The organism is Micromonospora inaquosa (assembly GCF_003857055.1).
GTDB classification, from domain to species: Bacteria; Actinomycetota; Actinomycetes; order Mycobacteriales; family Micromonosporaceae; genus Micromonospora; species Micromonospora inaquosa.
Window position 1 is genome coordinate 30,741 of the sequence record NZ_QGSZ01000203.1, and the last position, 20,458, is coordinate 51,198.

The 20,458-nt window shown below is 67.8% G+C and carries 18 protein-coding genes and 5 tRNA genes; 14 read left to right on the forward strand and 9 right to left on the reverse strand.

Annotation, left to right across the window (positions count from 1 at the left end):
* Positions 1-5 precede the first annotated feature (5 nt).
* Complete coding sequence (locus DLJ59_RS14610; RefSeq protein WP_124773053.1) at positions 6-2,003, reverse strand: UvrD-helicase domain-containing protein; 1,998 nt, start codon at positions 2,001-2,003, stop codon at positions 6-8.
* Positions 1,996-4,008 (reverse strand): ATP-dependent nuclease, encoded by a 2,013-nt coding sequence (locus DLJ59_RS14615; RefSeq protein WP_124773054.1) that lies wholly within the window; start codon positions 4,006-4,008, stop codon positions 1,996-1,998. The genes DLJ59_RS14610 and DLJ59_RS14615 overlap by 8 nt, the downstream gene beginning before the upstream one ends.
* A gap of 462 nt (positions 4,009-4,470) precedes the next feature.
* On the opposite strand from DLJ59_RS14615, the gene DLJ59_RS14620 reads away from it, so the two are divergent.
* From DLJ59_RS14620 to DLJ59_RS14630, 3 genes are read left to right on the forward strand one after another with little or no spacing between them, the layout of a single operon-like run.
* The gene (locus DLJ59_RS14620) at positions 4,471-4,689 is read left to right on the forward strand and encodes a hypothetical protein (protein WP_124773055.1); all 219 of its coding nucleotides are present in this window, start codon (positions 4,471-4,473) and stop codon (positions 4,687-4,689) included.
* The gene (locus tag DLJ59_RS14625) at positions 4,673-5,191 is read left to right on the forward strand and encodes a DUF6879 family protein (protein ID WP_124773056.1); all 519 of its coding nucleotides are present in this window, start codon (positions 4,673-4,675) and stop codon (positions 5,189-5,191) included. The genes DLJ59_RS14620 and DLJ59_RS14625 overlap by 17 nt, the downstream gene beginning before the upstream one ends.
* The gene (locus DLJ59_RS14630; RefSeq protein ID WP_124773057.1) at positions 5,172-6,026 is read left to right on the forward strand and encodes a helix-turn-helix domain-containing protein; all 855 of its coding nucleotides are present in this window, start codon (positions 5,172-5,174) and stop codon (positions 6,024-6,026) included. Before DLJ59_RS14625 ends, DLJ59_RS14630 begins: the two co-directional genes overlap by 20 nt.
* 1,061 nt (positions 6,027-7,087) lie before the next feature.
* Here DLJ59_RS14630 and DLJ59_RS14645 read toward each other — a convergent pair.
* Positions 7,088-7,162, reverse strand: a tRNA-Val gene (locus DLJ59_RS14645).
* 48 nt (positions 7,163-7,210) lie between these two features.
* Positions 7,211-7,283, reverse strand: a tRNA-Gly gene (locus DLJ59_RS14650).
* A gap of 146 nt (positions 7,284-7,429) precedes the next feature.
* Between DLJ59_RS14650 and DLJ59_RS14655 the strand changes: the two genes are divergently transcribed.
* Positions 7,430-7,672: a DUF6458 family protein gene (locus tag DLJ59_RS14655; protein ID WP_124773059.1), complete on the forward strand. Its 243-nt coding sequence runs from the start codon at positions 7,430-7,432 to the stop codon at positions 7,670-7,672.
* A gap of 83 nt (positions 7,673-7,755) precedes the next feature.
* Here the strand turns inward: DLJ59_RS14655 and DLJ59_RS14660 are convergent, their stop codons facing one another.
* Positions 7,756-8,337, reverse strand: a complete 582-nt coding sequence (locus tag DLJ59_RS14660) for a TetR/AcrR family transcriptional regulator (protein WP_124773060.1) — start codon at positions 8,335-8,337, stop codon at positions 7,756-7,758.
* Between the two features lie 116 nt (positions 8,338-8,453).
* Between DLJ59_RS14660 and DLJ59_RS14665 the strand changes: the two genes are divergently transcribed.
* Both DLJ59_RS14665 and DLJ59_RS14670 read left to right on the forward strand, forming a co-directional pair.
* On the forward strand, positions 8,454-9,188 hold the full coding sequence (locus DLJ59_RS14665; protein WP_124773061.1) for a GNAT family N-acetyltransferase: 735 nt from the start codon (positions 8,454-8,456) through the stop codon (positions 9,186-9,188).
* Between the two features lie 145 nt (positions 9,189-9,333).
* Positions 9,334-9,786, forward strand: a complete 453-nt coding sequence (locus DLJ59_RS14670; protein ID WP_124773129.1) for a winged helix-turn-helix domain-containing protein — start codon at positions 9,334-9,336, stop codon at positions 9,784-9,786.
* Positions 9,787-9,848: 62 nt separating this feature from the next.
* Here the strand turns inward: DLJ59_RS14670 and DLJ59_RS14675 are convergent.
* From DLJ59_RS14675 to DLJ59_RS14685, 3 genes are all read right to left on the reverse strand, one after another.
* Positions 9,849-9,923: transfer RNA gene (locus DLJ59_RS14675), tRNA-Val, on the reverse strand.
* Positions 9,924-9,936: 13 nt separating this feature from the next.
* A tRNA-Cys gene (locus DLJ59_RS14680) sits at positions 9,937-10,007 on the reverse strand.
* 34 nt (positions 10,008-10,041) lie between these two features.
* Positions 10,042-10,114, reverse strand: a tRNA-Gly gene (locus DLJ59_RS14685).
* Between the two features lie 389 nt (positions 10,115-10,503).
* Here DLJ59_RS14685 and DLJ59_RS14690 point away from each other — a divergent pair.
* The 3 genes from DLJ59_RS14690 (at position 10,504) to DLJ59_RS14700 (ending at position 14,840) form a co-directional block, all read left to right on the forward strand.
* Positions 10,504-11,106 carry a TetR/AcrR family transcriptional regulator gene (locus DLJ59_RS14690; RefSeq protein ID WP_124773062.1) on the forward strand — a complete coding sequence of 201 codons (603 nt, stop codon included), beginning with the start codon at positions 10,504-10,506 and terminating at the stop codon, positions 11,104-11,106.
* 82 nt (positions 11,107-11,188) lie between these two features.
* Positions 11,189-11,770 (forward strand): TIGR03086 family metal-binding protein, encoded by a 582-nt coding sequence (locus tag DLJ59_RS14695; protein ID WP_124773063.1) that lies wholly within the window; start codon positions 11,189-11,191, stop codon positions 11,768-11,770.
* Between the two features lie 139 nt (positions 11,771-11,909).
* Positions 11,910-14,840, forward strand: a complete 2,931-nt coding sequence (locus tag DLJ59_RS14700) for a M36 family metallopeptidase (protein ID WP_208648695.1) — start codon at positions 11,910-11,912, stop codon at positions 14,838-14,840.
* A gap of 41 nt (positions 14,841-14,881) precedes the next feature.
* On the opposite strand, the gene DLJ59_RS14705 is transcribed toward DLJ59_RS14700, so the two are convergent.
* Entirely contained in the window at positions 14,882-15,772 is an 891-nt protein-coding gene (locus DLJ59_RS14705) for a hypothetical protein (protein ID WP_244236022.1), read from the reverse strand.
* A 150-nt stretch (positions 15,773-15,922) separates the two neighbouring features.
* On the opposite strand from DLJ59_RS14705, the gene DLJ59_RS14710 reads away from it, so the two are divergent.
* The 5 genes from DLJ59_RS14710 to DLJ59_RS14730 all read left to right on the forward strand — a co-directional run bounded on the left by DLJ59_RS14710 (position 15,923) and on the right by DLJ59_RS14730 (position 20,452).
* Positions 15,923-16,591, forward strand: coding sequence for a class I SAM-dependent methyltransferase (locus tag DLJ59_RS14710; protein WP_124773064.1), 669 nt, complete (start codon positions 15,923-15,925; stop codon positions 16,589-16,591).
* Between the two features lie 9 nt (positions 16,592-16,600).
* Positions 16,601-17,779: a cytochrome P450 gene (locus tag DLJ59_RS14715; RefSeq protein ID WP_124773065.1), complete on the forward strand. Its 1,179-nt coding sequence runs from the start codon at positions 16,601-16,603 to the stop codon at positions 17,777-17,779.
* Positions 17,780-17,814: 35 nt separating this feature from the next.
* Entirely contained in the window at positions 17,815-18,663 is an 849-nt protein-coding gene (locus DLJ59_RS14720; protein ID WP_244236023.1) for a polysaccharide deacetylase family protein, read from the forward strand.
* An 89-nt stretch (positions 18,664-18,752) separates the two neighbouring features.
* Positions 18,753-19,685, forward strand: a complete 933-nt coding sequence (locus DLJ59_RS14725; protein WP_124773067.1) for an ATP-binding cassette domain-containing protein — start codon at positions 18,753-18,755, stop codon at positions 19,683-19,685.
* Complete coding sequence (locus tag DLJ59_RS14730; RefSeq protein WP_244236024.1) at positions 19,682-20,452, forward strand: ABC transporter permease subunit; 771 nt, start codon at positions 19,682-19,684, stop codon at positions 20,450-20,452. The genes DLJ59_RS14725 and DLJ59_RS14730 overlap by 4 nt, the downstream gene beginning before the upstream one ends.
* Positions 20,453-20,458: the final 6 nt, after the last annotated feature.

Sequence of the window (20,458 nt, forward strand, 5' to 3'; positions counted from 1 at the left end):
AGTCCCTACTCCAATTCAACGACCTTCCAGCCCCGAGACACCAGCTTTTCCTTAGCGGTGGCTCGCTCACTACTCCCGCCTAGGGACGAGTCCGGAAGAGCAAGACACAACAGATGGCTGGGGCGGGTCATCGCGACGTAAGCGAGGCGCAGACGCTCACTGTTGCGAACTCCGATTTTTTGGTCACCACCTGACTTGTCGCCTACGATCCAAGGCATGATAGAACCGAAAAAATGGTCGTGCTTAAATGTCTCAAGTAGAAGAGTCGCAACGTGGGTTTGACCCTTTACCGCATGTATCGAACTTAGATGGACGTCCACGGTGCGACTAGAGTCCTCGAACTGGTAGATGTTTAAGCGTGCGTGCGATCCGGGCGCATCGATCGTACTGCCAAAATATTCTTTCCAGTCTAGGTACGCGGATGAATCTCTACTCAAGGGACTGCCGGTAACGGCAAACCCGAGCTGCATCAAGGATGGCAGCAACACTTTCCATGCTTGTTCAGTCAACGGCTGTCCGTCAAGTACAAATCTGACCAGCACTTCCCGATACAGCTTCCGAGCGTCAGGGTGAGGCTCAAGCAGTCTTTCAAGTGAGCGATGGGGCCGCAACCCTAGCCTAACGAGAGGTACACTGGCGGCTTGATTGAGGAAGCGAGCAAACCCCGACGCTACCGCGTCAACGGCTTCGCCGACTGGCAAATTGCTAACCACCATCATTCGAGCCTTCTGGAAACACTCAACTAAATGAGCAGGTGGTGCTGAGCGCCTAGCCGCCGTCGCTCTGTAGCCATCCCAGTAGTGCGAGACTGTCGCAGGATAATGCGCGTGCCCCGGCTCGACGCCCTCCTTCGCCTTGTGAACCCAGCCAATCGCACTAACAGTCCCTGCAGCCAGATCCTCATCATCCAAGCAGTGCAACACGTGCGCCGCATAGGCGGGCAAGACGCGACCAACGTCGTCCTTGGGAAAAATGAATACTGTATGCTGTGGCTCGGGCGGGGATGGGCTGCGTTCCACCCCTTGCAAGCCATTCGGCTCGACTGGCGTAAGGGCCAGATTTGATGCCAATGCGGCGATTGAGCCGTCAAACCGGAAACTATTCGGCAGCGCAAGAATGGTTGATTGACGGTCCGGGAAGACGCCTGCGCCAGATTCTCCATCGTCCTCAAAGATCGCCTGATTACTGTCGCCCACTCGCTGGACGGTAACTCTCTCGGTATCGCCTCGAAAGAGAGCGTTCAGAAGCTCATACTGCCGAAGCGAAGTGTCCTGCATCTCATCGATCAATACGAACGGAAAACGACGCGAGAGGATAGCGGAGATCTCTGGATGATCGCGAAGCAGGGCTTCCGCAAAAATGAACATCTCATCGTGACAGAAGTAACCCTGCGCGGCCGTCAATCGCATCGCGGCTGCCGTTAGCTGATGAGTGGGTGCTGACGGGGAAGCAGGAAAGTCCGCGCCAACTAGGGGATTCTCCAGGTCGCTCGAACCGATCCGCAATGATTCAAACTTGCGGCCGCTCTTACTGAGAAAGAACTCCACCTTGGAACACGCGCCCCCGAGAAGACGCCTTCTAATCGAAGTAGTAATCTCATTATCTACCGCCGTCACCTTGTACCCATTGGACGCCAGCCACGGAACCGCCAAGAACCGGTTCACGAATCCGTGAATTGTATCAATGTAATGAGGATAGCCTAGGAGGTCATGGCCAACGGCAGCATTTGATAGCCTCCGCTGGATCTCCTCGTGGGCGACATTAGTGTGGGACAGGACACAAACTCCGCGCGTCTGGCTTGCCCACTTTTTGGCGAGAATCGCTAGCTTCGCAACCACGAGTGTCGTCTTGCCGCTCCCCGGGCATGCAGCAACATCGAGGGTGTCGAGCCGCTGGAGGAATGTACGACGCGGCTCATCCAGGCGATCGAGGCCAAGCAAGTCAACCACCCAAGCAATATCGCTATCGCTTACCGAACCCGTAACCGGAGTTTGCTCAGGCATTCTCTACCTCGCCGGAAGAAGGGCCGCTGTTGCGGGATACATAAGCAATAGCATCAGCAATGTAGCGAGGCAACCTCGACTTCAGGGCATCCTTGTACCCCGAATCGCGCTCAGCCTCGCCCTCGATGACTTCCACAAGATACTGTGCCGTGACAGCCTTCGAGACCTGGTCAACCTTGAACAGTCGGTAAATATGTATGCATAGAAGCTCCTGGTCATCGATGCATTGGTTGGTGAGGGCTTTGAACGCGATCTCGGCGCCAGCGATAACCTCTTCTCGGCTCTTCCGCTCCTCATTGAGTGAATCGTCGTTTTTGGCAAGTAGCGCAGCCGTGTAAACCTCTTCGGCTAGGCCCGATTTAGCGAGGTCATACTCCAATGTCCAGTTGTCCGCGACGAAGGTCTTGACGGGCGGGGAATCACCACCGCGAAGCTTTGCTCGTCGAAGCTCGACACCGTCGCTTTCCGAGACACCTTTAGTGGCGAGGTCCCGCCTGGCCCGCCACCTACGGTAGCGAAGGTCATCCCACTTTGAGTCTGAATCTCCCTCTACCATTCCGAAAATCTCAGGGGCGCGGTTTGGCATTACATCCAGGTCGGCGAGGCACGCCACCGGGATGGAGGGTTGGGCCTCGGAGGAGTTCTTGCGCTGAAAAATCCGCGCGTATCGACGAAGCCCTGTACCGCCAACGTTTAAGATCGAGACCCCGTGTGTGGTCAGATCACAACCAAGCATTCGCGCGAGCGCCGGGATAACGATTGCCTCTGCGTCACCTTCTACAACAATCAGCCCACGAGCAAAGAAGAGGTTGGCCCTGGTTGAATCAAGGAATCGCTGAAGAAACCTGTAGTCGCCCTTTTCAAGCATTGTCTGACCCTCGGCCATTGCGAAGGCTCTTTGCCCTTGCAGAAGGACCAGGTTGTTCAGGGGTATTTTGGATGCGAGGTTGGGGCTATGCGTTGTAAGCACAACCTGTACGCTGCGGGAGCCCGGGATGCTTGCCGCTGTCTCCAAGAACTCCATGAGACGAAGTTGACGCTGCGGCTGCAGGTGTGCTTCAGGTTCCTCGATCAATAGAAGAGGCAACCCTTCGCTCTCGGTACCAAGCAGGAGAAGCTCGCATGCCATGTACAGCAGATTGTTAGACCCCAGCCCATATCTTCCCTTGGAGCCTCCGTCTGGTCCCGCCAAAAGGTTGAGCTGGAGCCGTTCGAGAATCTGGCGTAGCCGTGCCTTGTCGGATCCGCTGTCAATGTAGGAGACGCGCCCATGCAGGTTTTCACCTCCCAGAGCAAGTTTGGAAAGGTAGCGCTCATTGATCGCCGACTGCGCCCCTTGCACCCCTTCGTGTTCATTGACAAGATGCCGAAAGTACTCCGCCAGACCCGAAAGACTTAAGGCGGATGCTGCCTCGGAGTCGATGGCAGCACCTGGCTCGAAGCTCCGGCCGGAATCAATCCCGGGAAATCTGAGTAACACCTGAGACAGTCTCGATCTATTTCCTGGCGCCATTTCCCGCTCGGCATCTCGGAGCGGCTTCAGGTAGGCCGCCGCTAGTAACTGCCGGGCTTGAAGTTCGATATTCGCCCCTGCGCCGTCCTTGCCACTGCGGACAGACACGTCGGCAAATCGACGGCCGGATTCGGCCAGGGTAAGATTCCGGGCACGCCAGTAGACATACAGAGAGAGTTCGCCGTCCTCGTATGTGAGGTGTTCGGCGAAAGCGCCCTTGTCGTCGTCAGAGAGGTCGGAAAGCCTGCATCGGATGACGCTTTCTGATGCTGGCACTCCGCTTGGATCCACGTGGAAGTCGTCAGGCTGGACCCGCACATGGTCTGTATCGCGCGTAAGGAGGGCGTAGCGGATCGCGTCGATGATCGCTGTTTTGCCAGAGTCGTTTTCGCCAACGATGGCGGTGACGCCCGGCTTGAAGCTCAGCGTGAACGCAGGGTTAGTCTTGACGAACTGCCTGAAGTTCTCGATCACAATTTCTGACAAATACATGGTCTAGATGAATCTCCTTTGGGATGGCGTTGCGGCACTGACCCGCAGCCGACAGGCAACACGGACAGCAGGGAGTGCCCGTGCGCCCCAGCGGAGGGCGGTGCTCGGTTAGTTGATCTTCGTAAGTTGATATTGAAATGCTTGCCGCGCCAGTCAAGATCGATAAGGCGCATTCATTTCTGCGTCTGGGGTGAGGCGCGACGGTAATCAGCCAGGCGAGTCAGATCAAGTTACTCACTGGTTCGGCGTGGCGGACGTTTCTCACGGCGGGCCGCGACGGTATTGGCGCACCCGCACCTCTTGATCAACGAGAAGTCACGACGCCAGGGGCGATGCCCGGGGCTCCGGCTTGCCAGACCTTCACCATATGCAATCGGACGTCTACTCCTTGACGCCATCCATGCCTGCCCTCAGGATGGCCACGTCGCAACATCCCGCAACCGTCAGGACAGGGAGTGGACCATGCGCCTAACGTTGATCGGTAAGGATCCGGAGTCGAACCCGACCGGCTCGCCCACGGTGTACCGCACTGACCGGGAGAGCTGGGTGGTGCAGGGTTGGGTGGTGTCGGATCCGACGGTGTTGGCCCAGATGAGCATCCCGGAAGGTGAGTCCTGCGTGGAGATCCCGGACCGGATGCTCCAGTTCTTCAGGCAGGGGGATCGTGACCTCGATCAGTGAGGCTCAGTTCGAGCGGCTGTTGGTGACCTTCGAGCGCAATGCCATCCACCTGGAGACGCGCGACGCCTACGGCACAGGGGTCGAATTGCCGCACATGGCCAAATGGGCCGCTGGTGAGCCGGACGACCTGGCATGGCTGGAAAGCTGGTGCGAGAGTTTGCGCGAGCACGTCAAAGCAGGGCGGTCGGTTCGCCGGGCACGCATCGTCTCTGAGCCACTGAGCGACTATCAGCGCTGGTCGTACAGCATCGCGCAGCCCATGGTGGACGCCGGCGAGGACATCCGCTGGGTGCCGCGTCGGCTGGCGTCATCGCTGGCGCTGCCCGGCAATGACTACTACCTGTTCGACGACCGCCTGGCGGTCTTCCTGATCTACGCGGGGAACGGTTTGGCTATGGATCGGGTGGCGTCCACCGACCCTGCTGACCTCAAGTTGTGCCGCTCCGCGTTCGAGGCCGTCTGGCAGTTGGCTGTCCCGCACCGTGACTACCAACCCGTCTAGCGCTGACCGCCAAGGCCAAGAGGCGCTCGGCGTCCGCCTCCGTGAGCTGCGTAAGGAAGCAGGGCTCACGGGGCGGGCGCTGGCGGCCTTGACCGGCCAGCATTTCACCCGCGTGAGCAAGATCGAGCATGGCGTGCAGCCGCCGACTGACCATGACATCCGGGTCTGGTGTCGGGTGTGCAACGCCGAAGACCAGGCCCCGGACCTGACCGCTACGCTGCGGGCGGTCGAATCGGCGTACATAGAGTTCCGGCGCCAAAGCCGAGCGGGCATGAAGCGAGTGCTCGGCGCGCACACCCTTGGCCTGTACGAGCAGACCTCGGTGTTCCGGATCTATGAACACAACGCCATCCCCGGACTGTTCCAGACCGCCGACTATACGGCGGCGATGCTGTCGTTCTGGATCGACTTTCTGGAGACGCCGAACGACCTGGACGAGGCCGTGGCGGTGCGGATGGAGCGTCAGCGGGTGCTCTACCAGCGGGGCAAGCGGTTCGTGGTGGTGCTGGAGGAGCAGGCGCTGCGTACCTGGTTCGGGGACGCCGCCACCCAGGCCGGGCAACTGGACCGGCTGCTCGCGGTGATGTCCCTGCCCACCGTCTCGGTGGGCGTCATCCCCCTGATGACCGAACGCCCGGCAGTCGCGTCCACCGGCTTTTGGATCTTCGACAACCTGCTGGTCGCCTTAGAGACGCCCACAGCGAGCATCGAGGTCACCCGACCGCACGAGATCGAGCTGTACGCCCGGATGTTCGACCGCCTCCAGGTCTCGGCTGTGTACGGCCCGGAGGCGCGGGCGTTAATCGGCCGCACGATCGATCAACTCGACCAGTAGCTTCGCAACACTTCGCAACATCGTGGACGCCGTTGCTGGCTCGCTCATACCGTCATCGCGGAACTTCGGTAAGACGGATGCCGGGTACGAACGGCGGCCGTTGCAGTGGATCCGACGACAGCACCAAGCCGGATGCCCATTGGTAACGGACGAACGGCCGACCACTCGCCCAGCCATGACGCATCAACGTCTGCCCGTTCGATGACGAGGTTCCCTTGAGGCTGCCGGACGGCCCCGCGGCAACGGTGTCCGTCTGGCAGCCACCCTCAAGCAGGCGAAGGGTGACCCGTGATGACGTTTGGTGCACTGATCAGCGCCGTACTTCTGGGATTCATAACAGGATTGCTCAGCTTCAAGGTCAAGCAGCGATGGTGCCCGGAGTGCGGAGCATCCACTCTGCGAGAGGTGCCAGCCGACGTTCGTAGACCGCGGAATTCAACTCCCAGCGCGGCGGGTGCGTTCGCTCGTCAGCACGATGACCGCGAGCGGTAGGCCGAGCAAACGCCACGAACACCTGCCTGCCTCGCTGGAGCCGCCGACTCCCAAGCCGGGCGATGTCCTGCAGATCGGCGGGGCCGCGAGCGTCCAGTTTGCGGGCGACCGGGGGTTCCGGTTCAAAGTCATCCAGGCCTGCCCGAAGCCGACCTACTGGGGATGGCTGTGGCTCACGGGGTACGTGCTCGATGGAAAGGGGCAGGCCACTGAGCGGCGAGAGATTTTTGTGCAGCGGGAAGGGTTAAGGCGGTAGATCGGGTCAGATTCTGGAGGGTGCCCTGGTGGTCGTTGGCTCCTGTCGGCGTCATGAGGCCGCAGTTCGCGCTACCGCTCCGACATCAGATCAAGCAGGGGCTTTCAAGAAGCTCTACTGACCAAACAGGAGCATCGAACGGTGCGATCTGAGAGGACCGCTCCGGCAGCTTCTCGAAACGGCTGCCCGCAGGTCCTCAGCTCGACGCAGAGACGTCGCTCCGATGGTCGAATCGCCAGAGGGCGAACTTGATCCAAAAAACACACCAGATCGGACGTTGATCGTGTCCAACCTGGTGTGCATCGGTAATGCCTGGTGGGCGATACTGGGTTTGAACCAGTGACCTCTTCCGTGTCAGGGAAGCGCGCTCCCACTGCGCCAATCGCCCGTGGCGACCGCCGAACCCGGCAGCCAAGCCCCAAGGGGGCGGATCGCGAGCGGACGACGGGATTCGAACCCGCGACCCTCACCTTGGCAAGGTGATGCGCTACCAGCTGCGCTACGTCCGCACGTCCCCGACTCGCGTCGGCGACAGGTGAACCCTACCCGATGCCAAGATCGCTTGGCACGGCACCCCGACGGTCGCGGTTGCGCCGCTCCCTCCCGGGGTAATGAGGGGCTCGACAGCGCACCACACCCCCTTAAGGAGGCTGTCGTGGGTATCGGCACCAGCATCTTCCTGATCGCGCTCGGCGCGATCCTCACCTTCGCGATGGACGCGAGCGTCGGCGGCATCAACCTCGACGTGGTCGGCTGGATCCTGATGGGCGCCGGCGTGCTCGGCCTGATCATGACCACGCTGATCTGGGGTCGCCGCCGCCAGGTCGTCACCACCACCGAGCAGCCGGTGGAGTACCGCCAGGTCGAGGAGCGGCGGGACATCGCGCCACCGCTGTGACCCGACCTGTTCCAACGCCGGCGGAGCCGGCGATCACCGCGATTCCGGGCCGGCCGCCTTCCTGAGGGCGGCCGGCTCGTCAATCAGTCCAGGCAGGTGAGCGCGACCTCGGCGTACCGGGTCAGCGCCGCCCGGTCCGGGTTGATGGCCCCCATCACCCGCAGGCCCTGGAGGCTGGTCACGAGGAAGCCGGCCAGGTCGGTGGCGCTGCGGTCGGTGGTGATCTGACCTCGCAACTGCGCCTCGGCGAGCAGGTCGTAGAGCGCCAACTCCAGGGACTGGGTGGTCGAGCGAAGCCGCTCGGCGACCCGCACGTCCTGGTGCGCCCGTTCCATCGACGCGCCGACGATGAGGCAGGAGAGGTGCCGGCCGTCGCCGGTGATGTCGTCCACCGTGCCGATGAAGACCTCCCGGATGACCGCTCGCGGGTCGTTGCCGGAACGCAGCAGATCGACCATCGGGGTGGCGTAGCGCTGCCGGTACAGGTCGAGCACCGCCAGGTAGAGGCCGTCCTTACTGCCGAACGCGGCGTAGATCGAGCCGCTGCCCAGGCCTGTCGCCTCGGAGAGGTCACGCATGGAGGTGCCCTCGTAACCCTTGCTCCGGAACACGTCCATGGCCGCGCTGACCGCGGCGTCGAGGTCGAACTCACGGGTACGGGCCATGACCGAACCCTACCCACTATCTGGAACGATCGACAAAGTACCGCTGGTCACAGCCTGTCGAAACGAGCCGTTTCCGCTGGCCGGGAGGGTGCCGGCCGCGCGTTACCATCCAGATCATGGAGCCTCTCGACACGGTGCTGGCCGCGCACCGGGCGTACCTGCTCGGTTGGAACATCGGAGTCGCCGGGGGCCCCGACCTCCCGACCTACCGCAGTGACGTGCCGCACGCGCCCCTCAACGGCGTGCTGCGGGTGGCCGGGCGCACCCCCCAGGACGCGCTCGCCGAGGCCCGGCAGCGCCTGCACGGCGTACCCCGGATCTGGTGGGTTGGCCCGGACAGCGACGCCGGCACCGCTGACGGTCTGGTCGCCCTCGGCGCCGCGCAGGTCGCCCGCATGCCGATCATGACTGTGGAGATCGGCGCGGTGGCCGAGGTGCCGACTCCGGCCGGCGTGCAGATCGCCGAGAGCACCGACCTCGCCACGTTCGTCCCGGCCTATGCCCGGGTGTCTGGAATTCCGACGGACGGTGTGGCGGCGACGATCGAACGGGAGAAGGCGTTCAGCGGTGACGGCACAGTGCTCCGGCTGGCCGGCCGCCTCGATGACGGTCGGGTCGTCGCCACTGCCGTCGCCTGGATCAGCCACGGTCTGGTCACGCTCTATTTCGTCGGCACCCAGCCGGAGCAGCGCCGCCGGGGCATCGGCGCGGCGATGACCAGGGCCGCGCTCGATCTGGCCGGCGAACGGGGCGTCCGCACCGCCGCGCTCACCTCGTCGGCGGTCGGCGAGTCGGTCTACCGCAGCCTCGGCTTCCGGCAGGTGGGCGAGTTCCGCCTGTTGAAATTCTGAAGGCGACTGCCCACGGTGCGCCGGAAACCATTGACTACGCGGTTCAGACAGCGTTGTCTTTACTGGCACCTGGGGAGGTACGACAGTGATCGACGATGTGTCCCTCGTGTTCTGTGTGACCGCCGACGTGTCGGTGCGCGAACGGATGGTCCGGCGGCTGAACGGCCTCGGCACCCTGGTGATCTGCACCGACCTCGCGGAGTTGCAGGCGATGATCGCCGGACCGGTCATCGGCGGGCCGGCCCGGCCCCCCACCGCCGCGTCCACACCGATCCCCGCCACACCCGTCGGCGCGGCTGGCCGGATCAGCCTCGGTGACCTCACCATCGACCCGCTTGAGCACCTGGTGATGTGGCGTGGAGAACCACTGGCCCTGACCCGACTCGAGCGCAACCTGCTCACCCAACTCGCCACCGCGCCGGTCGGGGTCTGGACGTACGAGCGGCTCTTCGAATCGGTTTGGGGCTGCGCATTCCTCGGCGACACGTCGATCCTGCACTCGGCCGTGAAGCGGTTACGTCGCAAGCTGGAGGCCGTCGACGACGCCCTGCGCGTGCACACGGTGCGGGGCATCGGCTATCGGCTCAGCGTCGGCTGACGACAGTGGCACCACAAGCGAAACGGCTCGTCACCGGGTCTTCCGATGACGAGCCGTTCTCCTGGTGGGCGATACTGGGTTTGAACCAGTGACCTCTTCCGTGTCAAGGAAGCGCGCTCCCACTGCGCCAATCGCCCGTGCTTGTTGCCGAGGTGGGGACGGGATTTGAACCCGCGTACACGGCTTTGCAGGCCGTTGCCTCGCCTCTCGGCCACCCCACCGAGGTTGCCCCCGTCATGCGTGGCGGCAGCTCCGAGCGGACGACGGGATTCGAACCCGCGACCCTCACCTTGGCAAGGTGATGCGCTACCAGCTGCGCTACGTCCGCACGCCCCCGGACGTTCCCGGGTGACGGATGAGAACTTTAGCCGAGTAGGTGTTTGACTGCCAAATCGGGGTCGCCTCGGCGCGTCCCGGGGTGGTCGGGGCTGGATCGGAGCCCACCTTCGGCAGGCTTCCTAGGGGGCTGACCTGATGCCCCGATCCCACACCGACCGTCACCCTCCGACATCAATAGGCAATGATCGTCATCGTCGCGTCGCAGTCCCGACCGTCGATGCCTGTGCGCCCCGGAGCTGGGCAGTAGACCTCGACGAACACCCCCAATGAAACGACCGAGGACGCCCGGAGGAAGTGTCCGGCTTCCGACTGTCACCGCGCGGATCAGCGCGTGGTGGTAACTGTTCGTGTTCGGTCGGATGGGCTACGGTAACGGTCGTGACGAGACGTGCGGCCGAGATCCGCCTGGATGCCCTGCTGCGCACCGCCTGCGACGTGATCGTCGAGCGCGGTCTGGCCAACACCCGAACGGCGGACGTGGCGAACGCCGCGGGCGTGAGTCAGGCGTTGGTTTTCTACCACTTCGCCACGAAGGAACGGCTGCTCGCGCAGGCCTTCGCGTACGCGGTCGAACAGGACCTGGCCCGGCTGGACGCGGTGACCCGTTCCTCGGCCCCACCGCTGACCAAGCTCCGCCGGATCCTCAAGCTCTACACCCCGGCCGGGCGTGCGACCTCCTGGTCGATGTGGATCGACGGCTGGTCCGAATCCCTGCGTACACCCGAGTTGGAGAAGGTCTCCCGCCGGCTCGACCTGCGCTGGCGGCAGGACCTGGCTGCGGTGATCACCGCCGGGGTGGCCGACGGCACCTTCCAGTGCGCCGACCCCGACGGGGCCGCCTGGCGGATCAGCGCGGTGATGGACGGCCTCGCCGTCCAACTCGCCGTGCACGACCGGGTGATCTCCCGCCGGCAGTTCGGCGAATGGGTCCGGCTGGTCACCGCCCGGGAGCTCGGCCTGGACCCGACCGATCTGGACTGAGCTACGCAACCGGCACCGAACCCAGGCACCAGGCCGGGCAAAACAGGCTCGAACCGCCCCGCCGACCGGAACAATCGGCAGCATGGATCTCCTGGAGGCGTACCGCCGGAGCCTGGCCGAATTCATCGACCGGGTGGAGCAGATCACGCCCGGCCAGTGGTCCGACCCGACGCCCTGCTCGGACTGGGACGTCCGCACCCTGGTCAACCACGTGGTGACCGAGGACCGGTGGAGCGTTCCGCTGCTCGCCGGCCGGACCATCAACGAGGTCGGCGACCGGCTCGACGGTGACCAGCTCGGCGCCGACCCGATCGCGGCCGCGCGGGAGGCCGCCGCGCAGGCCGAGATCGCCGCCACCCACCCCGGCACGATCGACCGCACAGTGCAGCTCTCCGGCGGCGACACCCCGGCCGCCGAGTACCTCCAGCAACTCCTCGCCGAGCACCTCGTGCACGGCTGGGACGTGGCGGTGGCGATCGGCGCGCAGCCGCGGCTCGACCCGGACGCGGTGCACGCCGCCGCCCAGTGGTTCGCCGGCCAGATCGACGCCTACCGGAGCAACAACCTGGTGCACACCGGGGTACGGGTGCCCGACGACGCCGACGAACAGGACCACCTGCTGGCCGCGTTCGGCCGCGACCCCGACTGGGCGCCGGGCGCCTGACCAATCTCGATCTGGTGGTGCGACAGCGGCTCGGGACCTTGCCGTGACCTCGGGAGACTGATATCCACAGATGCGCATGCGTCACCGCGCATCTGTGGCCGGCGACTCGCCGGCCATCCCGCTCCCACGAGGAGGTCCCGTGCCACGACCGGAGTGGTCACCCCCGATGAGCCGGCGTCGACGCCGGCTCATCGCCATCCTGGCGACGACGGCGACGGCCGCCGCGCTGCTCCCCAGCGGCGTGAGCACCGCGGCTCCCACCGGCGGCGCGGCGTCCGCCGAGCGCCGGTCCGGGCCGTTCGCCGAAGGGCACGCGCCCGCCGACGCCGACAACCGCACCGGTACGGCGGCACCTGACGCCCGCCAACGCGGCCTGGCCCGCGCCGTCGACCCCGACGTCCGGTGGAACCGGCTCGGCACCCCGCAGGCGCTCGGCCCCGGTCGCACCCCGCTCGCCACCGGGCTGCCCGCCGACCCGGAGGCCGCCGCCCGCGCCTACCTGGCCGCCAACCGCGACCTGTTCGGCATGGACGCCGCCACGGTGGCCAGCATGGAACGAGTGCTGGTCCGGCCGATCGGCAGCGGCACCGTCGTCACCCTCCGGCAACGCTTCGGCGACCTGCCCGCCGGGCCGGACGGCCTGGTCACCCTCGCGGTCGCCGACGGCAAGGTGCTCTCGGTCAGCTCATCGCTGGCCCGGAACACCGGCACGCCGGCACCGGCCACCCGCACCCCCGAGCAGGCGTACGCCGCCGCGCTCGCCGACGCCAAGCTGACCGCCGACGCGGTGGCCAGCCACACCATCCGTGCGGTAGCCGTGCCCACCCCACTGGACGGGCCCCGGGCCGGCTACGAGGTGACCATGATCGGCGCGGACACCGAGCAGCCGGCCGCGTTCACCAGCTACGTGGACGGCAGCACCGGGCAGGTGCTGGTCCGCGAGGATCTTGTCGACTTCGACTCGGACAACCCGAGCTGGGCGGTCTTCCCGGCCACCCCGCCGCGCGACCTCGGCCCCGGGCAGGACCCCCGGGTGCGCTGGTGCGGCGACCCCACCCCCGGCTGCCAGGCGGCCTTCCGCGACCCGGCCACCGGCCAACAGTGGGACGTCGACGCGGCCACCGGCACGCCGACCTTCACCTCACGCGGCAACTCGGCCAACACGGTGCTGTCCTGGGGTGCCAACACCCCTGTCGTTCCGGCCCCCACCAGCCCGGAACGCCGCTACGAGTACCCCTTCACCGACCAGTGGCACCAGGCTCGCTGCAACCCGGCGGTGTTCACCTCCGCCCAGCGCAACGACGCGGACGCGTCGATCGCCAACCTCTTCGCCATGCACAACCGGATGCACGACTGGTCGTACCAGCTGGGCTTCACCGAGTCGGCGTGGAACCTCCAGGCGGTCAACCTCACCCCGTCCGGGCTGGGCGGTGACGCCGAGCAGGGCCGCGCCCAGCAGGGCGCGCTGAGCGGCAACCGGAACAACGCCAACCAGGGCACCCCGCGCGACGGGCTGCCGCCGACCACCAACATGTACCTGTGGCAGCCGCAGGCCGGCGGGCCGTACCCACCGTGCGTGGACGGCGACTACGACATGACGGTGATCGGCCACGAGTACACCCACGCGATCACCAACCGGATGATCGCCGGCCCGGACAGCGGGATCAGCGGCCACCAGGGCGGGTCGATGGGTGAGTCGTGGGGCGACCTGCTCGCCGCCGAGTACCTCTTCCAGCACGGGCTGCGCGCACCCGGCGAGTCTCCCTTCGTCACCGGCGGCTACGTCACCGGCAACCTGGTCAGCGGCATCCGCAACTACGACCTGAGCCGCAGCCCGCTCAACTACTCCGACATCGGTTACAACACCGCCGGCCCCGCCGTGCACGCCGACGGGGAGATCTGGGGCGCCACCAACTTCCGGGTCCGCTCCGCCCTGGTCAAGCGGTACGGCCTCGGCACCCCCCAGCGGCAGCTCGACTGCGCGCAGGGCAAGGTCGCGGCCGACCAGTGCCCGGGCAACCGGCGCTGGTCGCAGCTGGTCTTCGACTCGTTCCTGTTGCAGGCCGCCAGCCAGGTCAGCATGCTCGACATGCGGGACAACATGCTCACCGCCGACCTGCTCCGCTTCGGCGGCGCGAACCAGGATCTGATCTGGACCGAGTTCGCCCGCTCCGGGATGGGCCGCGACGCCGCCACCAACGGTGCCGGCGACACCGACCCGACGCCCAGTTTCGCCTCGCCGCGCGGCGGCAACGCGACGCTCACCCTGCGTCCGCGCGGGGACAGCGCCGACGCGCCGATCCGGGTGTACGTCGGGGCGTACGAGGCGCGGGCCGTGCCGGTGGCCGACACCGACCCGGCGACGCCCATCCCGGACACTGTGGAGTTGGTGGCCGGCACGTACGACCTGCTCGCCGTGGCCCCCGGCTTCGGGCACCAGCGGCTCAGCGTGGTCGCCAAGGCAGGTCAGGAGGGCTACGTCGACCTGCGGATGAGCCGCAACCTCGCCTCCGCCGCGTCCGGCGCCACCATCAGCGGCGACGGGGTCAACCTCGACCGGGTCGTCGACGACACCGAGGCGACGAACTGGGCCTCCCTGGACGGGGTCGCCGGTCGGCAGCTCACCGTGGCGCTGCCCGGGGACGCCCCGCAGACGGTCAAGCGGGTGAACGTCAGCGCGATGCTGCGCCCGGCGATCACCGGCGACGCCGACACCGGCGCGCAGAACGCGCTCACCGCGCTGCGCTCGTTCGCGGTGTCCGCCTGCAACGCGAAGACCACCGACTGCGCGGACCCGGCGCGCTGGCAGCGCATCTACACCAGCGCGGCGGACGCGTTCCCCGGCGGGGCGTACCGGGCGTACAACCGGGACATCAACCTGCGGACGTTCGCGGTACCCACCACCCTCGCCACCCACCTGCGACTCGAGGTGCTGGCGAGCCAGTGCACCGGCGGCCCGCACTACGCGGGCGAGCAGGACGACGACCCGGCCACGACGACGGACTGCGCGACCGCCAGCCCGGCCCGGAGTCAGGTCAGGATCGCCGAGTTCCAGGCGTTCTCGAAGTGACACCGTGGGGCCGGCGGCACCCCGCCGGCCCCACGGCCAGATCAGCGGTGCGCCCGGCGCCAGGGGTCGGCCACGGCCGGGCGCTCCCAGCGCCGGTCCACCGGGGGCTCGTCGGCCTCGTCGGTGTCCCCGGCGGCGGCCCGGGTCAGCTGCCGCAGCCGCAGCAGCAGCCCCATGCCGAGGAAGAGCAGCAGCCCGCCGAGCAGGAACGCGACCTGCACCACGCCGAACGCGCCGGACTGCGAGACCGGACGGTTGGCCGCCGGTGGTGCGGCGTCCGCCGGATACTCGGCGACCGGCTCCTCCGTCGCCGCGCTCTCGTCCTCGGTCGGCGCACTCGCGGCTTCGGTGGGCTCCGGTGGGGTCCTCGTCGGCTTCGGCTTGCTGGTCGGGGCACCGCCCACCCCCACCACCGAACGGGTGGCGGTCTGCCGGGCCAGCAGACGCAGGTTGGCGTCGTACGCCTCAGCGGCGAGGGTGACCCGCCCCTGGGTGACGTCCTCGGCGAAGGCCACCCGGTAGCGGGCGGTGACCGTGCGGCCTGGGCAGAGCGTGCCCGGGTCGAGCTGCCGGTCGGTCAGCCGGGCCACGTCACCCTCGGTACGGATCTCCAGCGGGAAGTCGCCGTTCTCCTCCACCCGGTCCATCTTCACCTGGTCGAGCCGGAGGCCCTGCACGCTGAGCACCATCGACCAGCGCACCTTGGCGCACCCGCCGCGCCGATCCGTCTGGGAGACCACCGCGGAGATCGTCCGCACCTGCTCGCCGGCGGTGAACCGTCCCGGCAGGCCGCTCATCTCGGTGGTGAAGGCCGCCTGTGCCGGGGCGGCCGCCGCCAGCTCCACCCCGCTCAGACAGGCCAGCACCACCCCTGCCCTCAGCGCATACCGCCACACCGTCACCACCGCCGTCCTCCGTTCGGTCGCCTCCACTGGGCAACGCTAGAAGCGGGGCACCGGCCCGACCAGACGGGTGTGTTCGCACCGGACGGCAAGGCTGGTGTGGGTTTTCACCGACCGTGGTGAACCGGTCACCGCTCCCCCGCGACACGCCGGCAGTCGGGCCGCTGGGAGAATCACGCCGTGTCCGAGCTCTCCAGCACGTTCGTCCGGCTGCACGCCCGGCTGGCCCCGGTCGCCTTCGTTCCCGAGGTGCGGCTGCACCAGGCCGACGAGCCGATCGGGCTGTGGGAGCTGACCGAGGGCGAGTTCTCCAGCGACCGGCCGCCGCCGTTCTGGGCGTTCGCCTGGGCCGGGGGCCAGGCCCTCGCCCGCTACGTGACCGACCACCCGGAGCTGGTCGCCGGCCGGCGGGTGCTCGACCTCGCCTCCGGCTCCGGTTTGGTGGCCATCGCCGCCGCCCGCGCCGGCGCGGCGTCGGTGCGGGCCGTGGAGGTGGACGAGTTGGCGGTGGCGGCGGTCGCGCTCAACGCCGAGGCCAACGGGGTACGCGTCGACGCCGAGTTCGGCGACATCCTCGACGGCGACGCCGGGGACGCCGAGGTGGTGCTCGCCGGGGACGTCTTCTACAGCGAGGCGATGGCCCGCCGGGTTCTGCGGTTCCTGCTGCGCGCCGCGCGGGCCGGCGCGCCGGCGCTGGTCGGTGATCCCGGCCGGGCGTTCCTGCCCCGGGACCGCTTCGACGAGGTGGCGGCGTACGACGTGCCGGTGCCGGAGGCGCTGGAGAGCGTGCGGGTGAAGCGCACCACCGTCTGGCGGCTGCGGGCCGGGCTGCCGGGGGCCGCCAGCTAGCGTGTCCGGGTGCTGTTCCGCAGCTGGGCGCAGGTGGCCGACCCCGCATGGCCGGACGTGGCCCGGGTGCCGGACCACGTCGGCGGCACCCACCTGGTCGTGACCCGGCACGCGCTGGTCCGCCAGGTCCTCGCCGACCCGGTCACCTACCGGCCGGACAACGCGCTGGACGCGGTGACGCCGATGCCGGTGACCGCGCTGCGGGTGCTCGCCGGGCACCGGTTCCGGCTGCCGCCGACCCTGGCGAACAACTCGGGCGCGAGCCATCCGCAGATCCGGGCGATTGTCGCCGACGCGCTGCACCCCGCCCGGGTCGCCGCGCAGCGGCAGTGGCTCACCGCGCTGGTCCGGGACCGGGTGGCCCGGCTCAGCGCCGCGCTCGACACCGGTGCGCCGGTCGACCTGTACGCCGACCTCGCCGCGGACCTGCCGCTGCTGGTGCTGGCCCGGCTGGTCGAGTTGCCGGACGCGCCGGTCGGCGCGGTCAAGGAGTTCGCCCGCGCCGCGCTGGAGTTGTTCTGGGCACCACTGGACGCCGACCGGCAACTGGCGCTCGCCGCCGAGGTGGGCCGGTTCCACCACGTACTGCGGGACTTCGCGGCCGTCGGTGGCGGGTTGGCCGCGGAGCTGCGCGCGGCCGGGCACCCGCCGGACGTGGTGGTTGGCGCGCTCTTCTTCCTGTTGGTCGCCGGGCAGGAGACCACTTCGCAGTTCCTCACCCTGCTGCTGCACCGGCTGGCCGGCGAGCCGTTGGTACGGGCCGGGTTGCGCACCGGCGAGGTCGCGGTGGCCGACGTGGTGGAGGAGGGCTTGCGGCTGGAACCACCGATCGTCACGTGGCGTCGGGTGGCCGCGACGGATAGCACGCTGGGCGGGACTGTGGTGCCGGCGGGCAGCAGCCTCGTGCTGTGGCTGGGCCGCGCCGGTCGGGACCCGGCGGTCGTGGAGTCGCCCGACGAGTTCCGACCGGGTCAGCGTGGGTCACGCCGGCACCTGGCGTTCGGGGCGGGCGCGCACCGCTGCGTCGGGGACGTGCTGGCCCGGATGGAGGCGGCCGTGGTGGTGGCCGAGGCCGCGCCGCTGCTGGACGGGGTGACAGTGCTCCGCCCGCCGTGGTGCCCGGACAATCTGACCTTCCGGATGCCGGACGCGTTCGTGGTCCGCCGATCCCCAGGGTCACCGGGCTGACCGGATCCTGATCTCAGGTCGGTATGTTTCCGGGCGTGTCAGCCATCCCCACCCGCCGGATCCCTGTCGTCGTAACGCTTCTGGCCCTGCTGGCGTTGACCGCCTGCACAGTCGGCCCGGGCCACCCGGCCCACGCCCGGCAGGTCACCGGGGCCGAGGCGACCGCGTCCGCGTCGGCTCCGACCCCTTCGGCGTCGCCGTCGGCGACCACGAAACCGGCGTTCAAGAGCCTGGCCTGGTACGTGTCCCAGGTGCCGACGTTTCCCGAGGCGCCGCTGCCGCAGCCGGTGCAGCTGCCGACGACCGGTTCGGCCCCGTTCTGGCACCGTCTGCCGACCGACCAGAAGGTCGCCTTCATCACCATCGACGACGGTGGGCTGGCCCGCCCACCGGGCGTGATCGACTTCGTCTGGGAGGCGCGTATCCCGGTCACCATGTTCCTCAACTCGCCGGCGGCGGCGGAGCACACCGACTACTTCCGGCAGATCGAGGCGGTGGGCGGGGTCGTGGAGAACCACACCATCGCGCACAATTCGCTGGCCGGCCGGTCGTACGACTATCAGAAGCAGCAGATCTGCGGCGGCGCCGACCGGCTGGAGGGGCTGTTCGGCAAGCGGCCCACCCTGTTCCGGCCACCGTTCGGTGAGCATGACAGCACCACGCTGAAGGCCGCATACGACTGCGGCGCGAAGGCGGTCTTCCACTGGACCGAGACGGTCCACGAGGGGAAGGTGCGCTACCAGACCCCGGAGAAGGTGGTCCAACCTGGCGACGTGCTGCTGATGCACTTCCGGCCGGCGCTGATGGACGACCTCCTCGCGGCGTTGAAGGCGATCCACCGGGCCGGGCTCACCCCGGCACTCCTGGAGCAGTACGTACGGTGATCAGCCCGCCACCGACCTGACGAAAGTGAGGGGTGGGTGGTGCCGTTCGGGCGCGGTGGGGCAACCTGCCGTTCGCCTAGCGTCAGCGCATGATCACATTACGTGGGTTGACGAAGCGGTTCGGGTCGACCGTCGCGGTCGACGCGTTGACAGTCGACGTCGCGCCCGGCCGGGTCACCGGCTTTCTCGGCCCCAACGGCGCCGGCAAGTCCACCACCATGCGGATGATCCTTGGGCTGGACCGTCCCACCGCCGGGCAGGCCCTGGTCGGCGGGCGCGCGTACCGGGAGTTGCGCCGGCCGCTGCACGAGGTGGGCGCGCTGCTCGACGCCCGGGCCATCCATCCGGCCCGGTCCGGCCGGGCGCACCTGCGGGCCATGGCGCACAGCAACGGCATCCCGACCCGCCGGGTCGACGAGGTGCTGGACACCGTCGGGCTGGACGGACGGGCCGCCGGCAAGCCGGGGCGGACGCTCTCCCTCGGCATGGGCCAACGGCTCGGCATCGCCGGCGCGCTGCTCGGCGACCCGCCGGTGCTGATGTTCGACGAGCCGGTGAACGGCCTCGACCCGGACGGGGTGCGCTGGGTGCGGCAGCTGATGCGTTCACTGGCCGACGAGGGGCGGACGGTCTTCGTCTCCAGTCACCTGATGAGCGAGATGCAGCTCACCGCCGACCAACTCGTGGTGATCGGCCGGGGACGGCTGCTCATCGACGCGCCGATCGGCGAGGTCATCGCCCGCAGCACCGTCGCGGTCCGGGTCCGCAGCCCGCACCCGGACGGGCTGGCCGCCCTCGCCGCGCGCCTCACCACCGCCGGGGCGAGCGTCGAGGCGGCCGACCGCAACGAGCTGACCGTCACCGGCGTCACCGCGGACCAGGTCGGCGACCTGGCCCACGAGCTGGGGGTACGACTGCACGAGTTGAGCGCGCACGCCGCGTCGTTGGAGCAGGCGTTCATGGAACTGACCGCCGACAGCGTCGAGTACGCCGGCGGCCCGACCGGAGGTGGGGCGCGATGAGCACCAACACCCGTCACGGCGTCGTGGCCGCCGAGTGGACCAAGCTCTCCTCGGTGCGGAGCACCTGGTGGACGGCGCTGGCCGGGTTGCTGGTGATGGCCGCGAGCGCCGGACAACTGGCCATCTACGCGGCGAACGACAACACCAACGACGACCCGACCGACGATCGGGGGATCGTCACCGTCGGCAGCGTGCTGATCGACTCGGTCGAGCTAACCCAGTACGTGGTGCTGGCGCTGGGTCTGCTCGCGATCACCGCCGAGTTCACCAGTGGCACCATTCGGACGACGTTGCAGTGCACCCCGTCCCGGGGTCGCGTACTGCTGGCCAAGGCCGCGGTCACGGGCGCGGTCACCTTCGCGCTCGGGCTGCTGCTCGGCGGCGTCGGCGCCCTGGTCGCCCGCCCGGTGCTCGGCGAGTGGGGCAGCGCCCCGACCGCCGGCACGATCGGCGACATCGTGGCGGTGGCGGCCTACCTGGCGCTGATCGGCGTCCTCGCCCTGGGCCTCGGCGCCGCGCTACGCAGCGCGGTGCTCACCCTCACCGTGCTCCTCGCCACCCTGATGATCGTGCCGCTGTCGCTTCAGGAGCCGGACATCGACGTGCTGAACCGGATCGCCGACGTGTTCCCCGGCGTGGCCGGCGGGCACTTCCTGGCCGGCGACACCGAGCCGTATCCGCGCCCGGTCGGGCTGCTCCTGCTCGCCGGGTGGGCCGCCGCCGCGCTGCTGCTGGGCCGGGCCGCACTGCGCCGCCGCGACGCGTAGGAACGG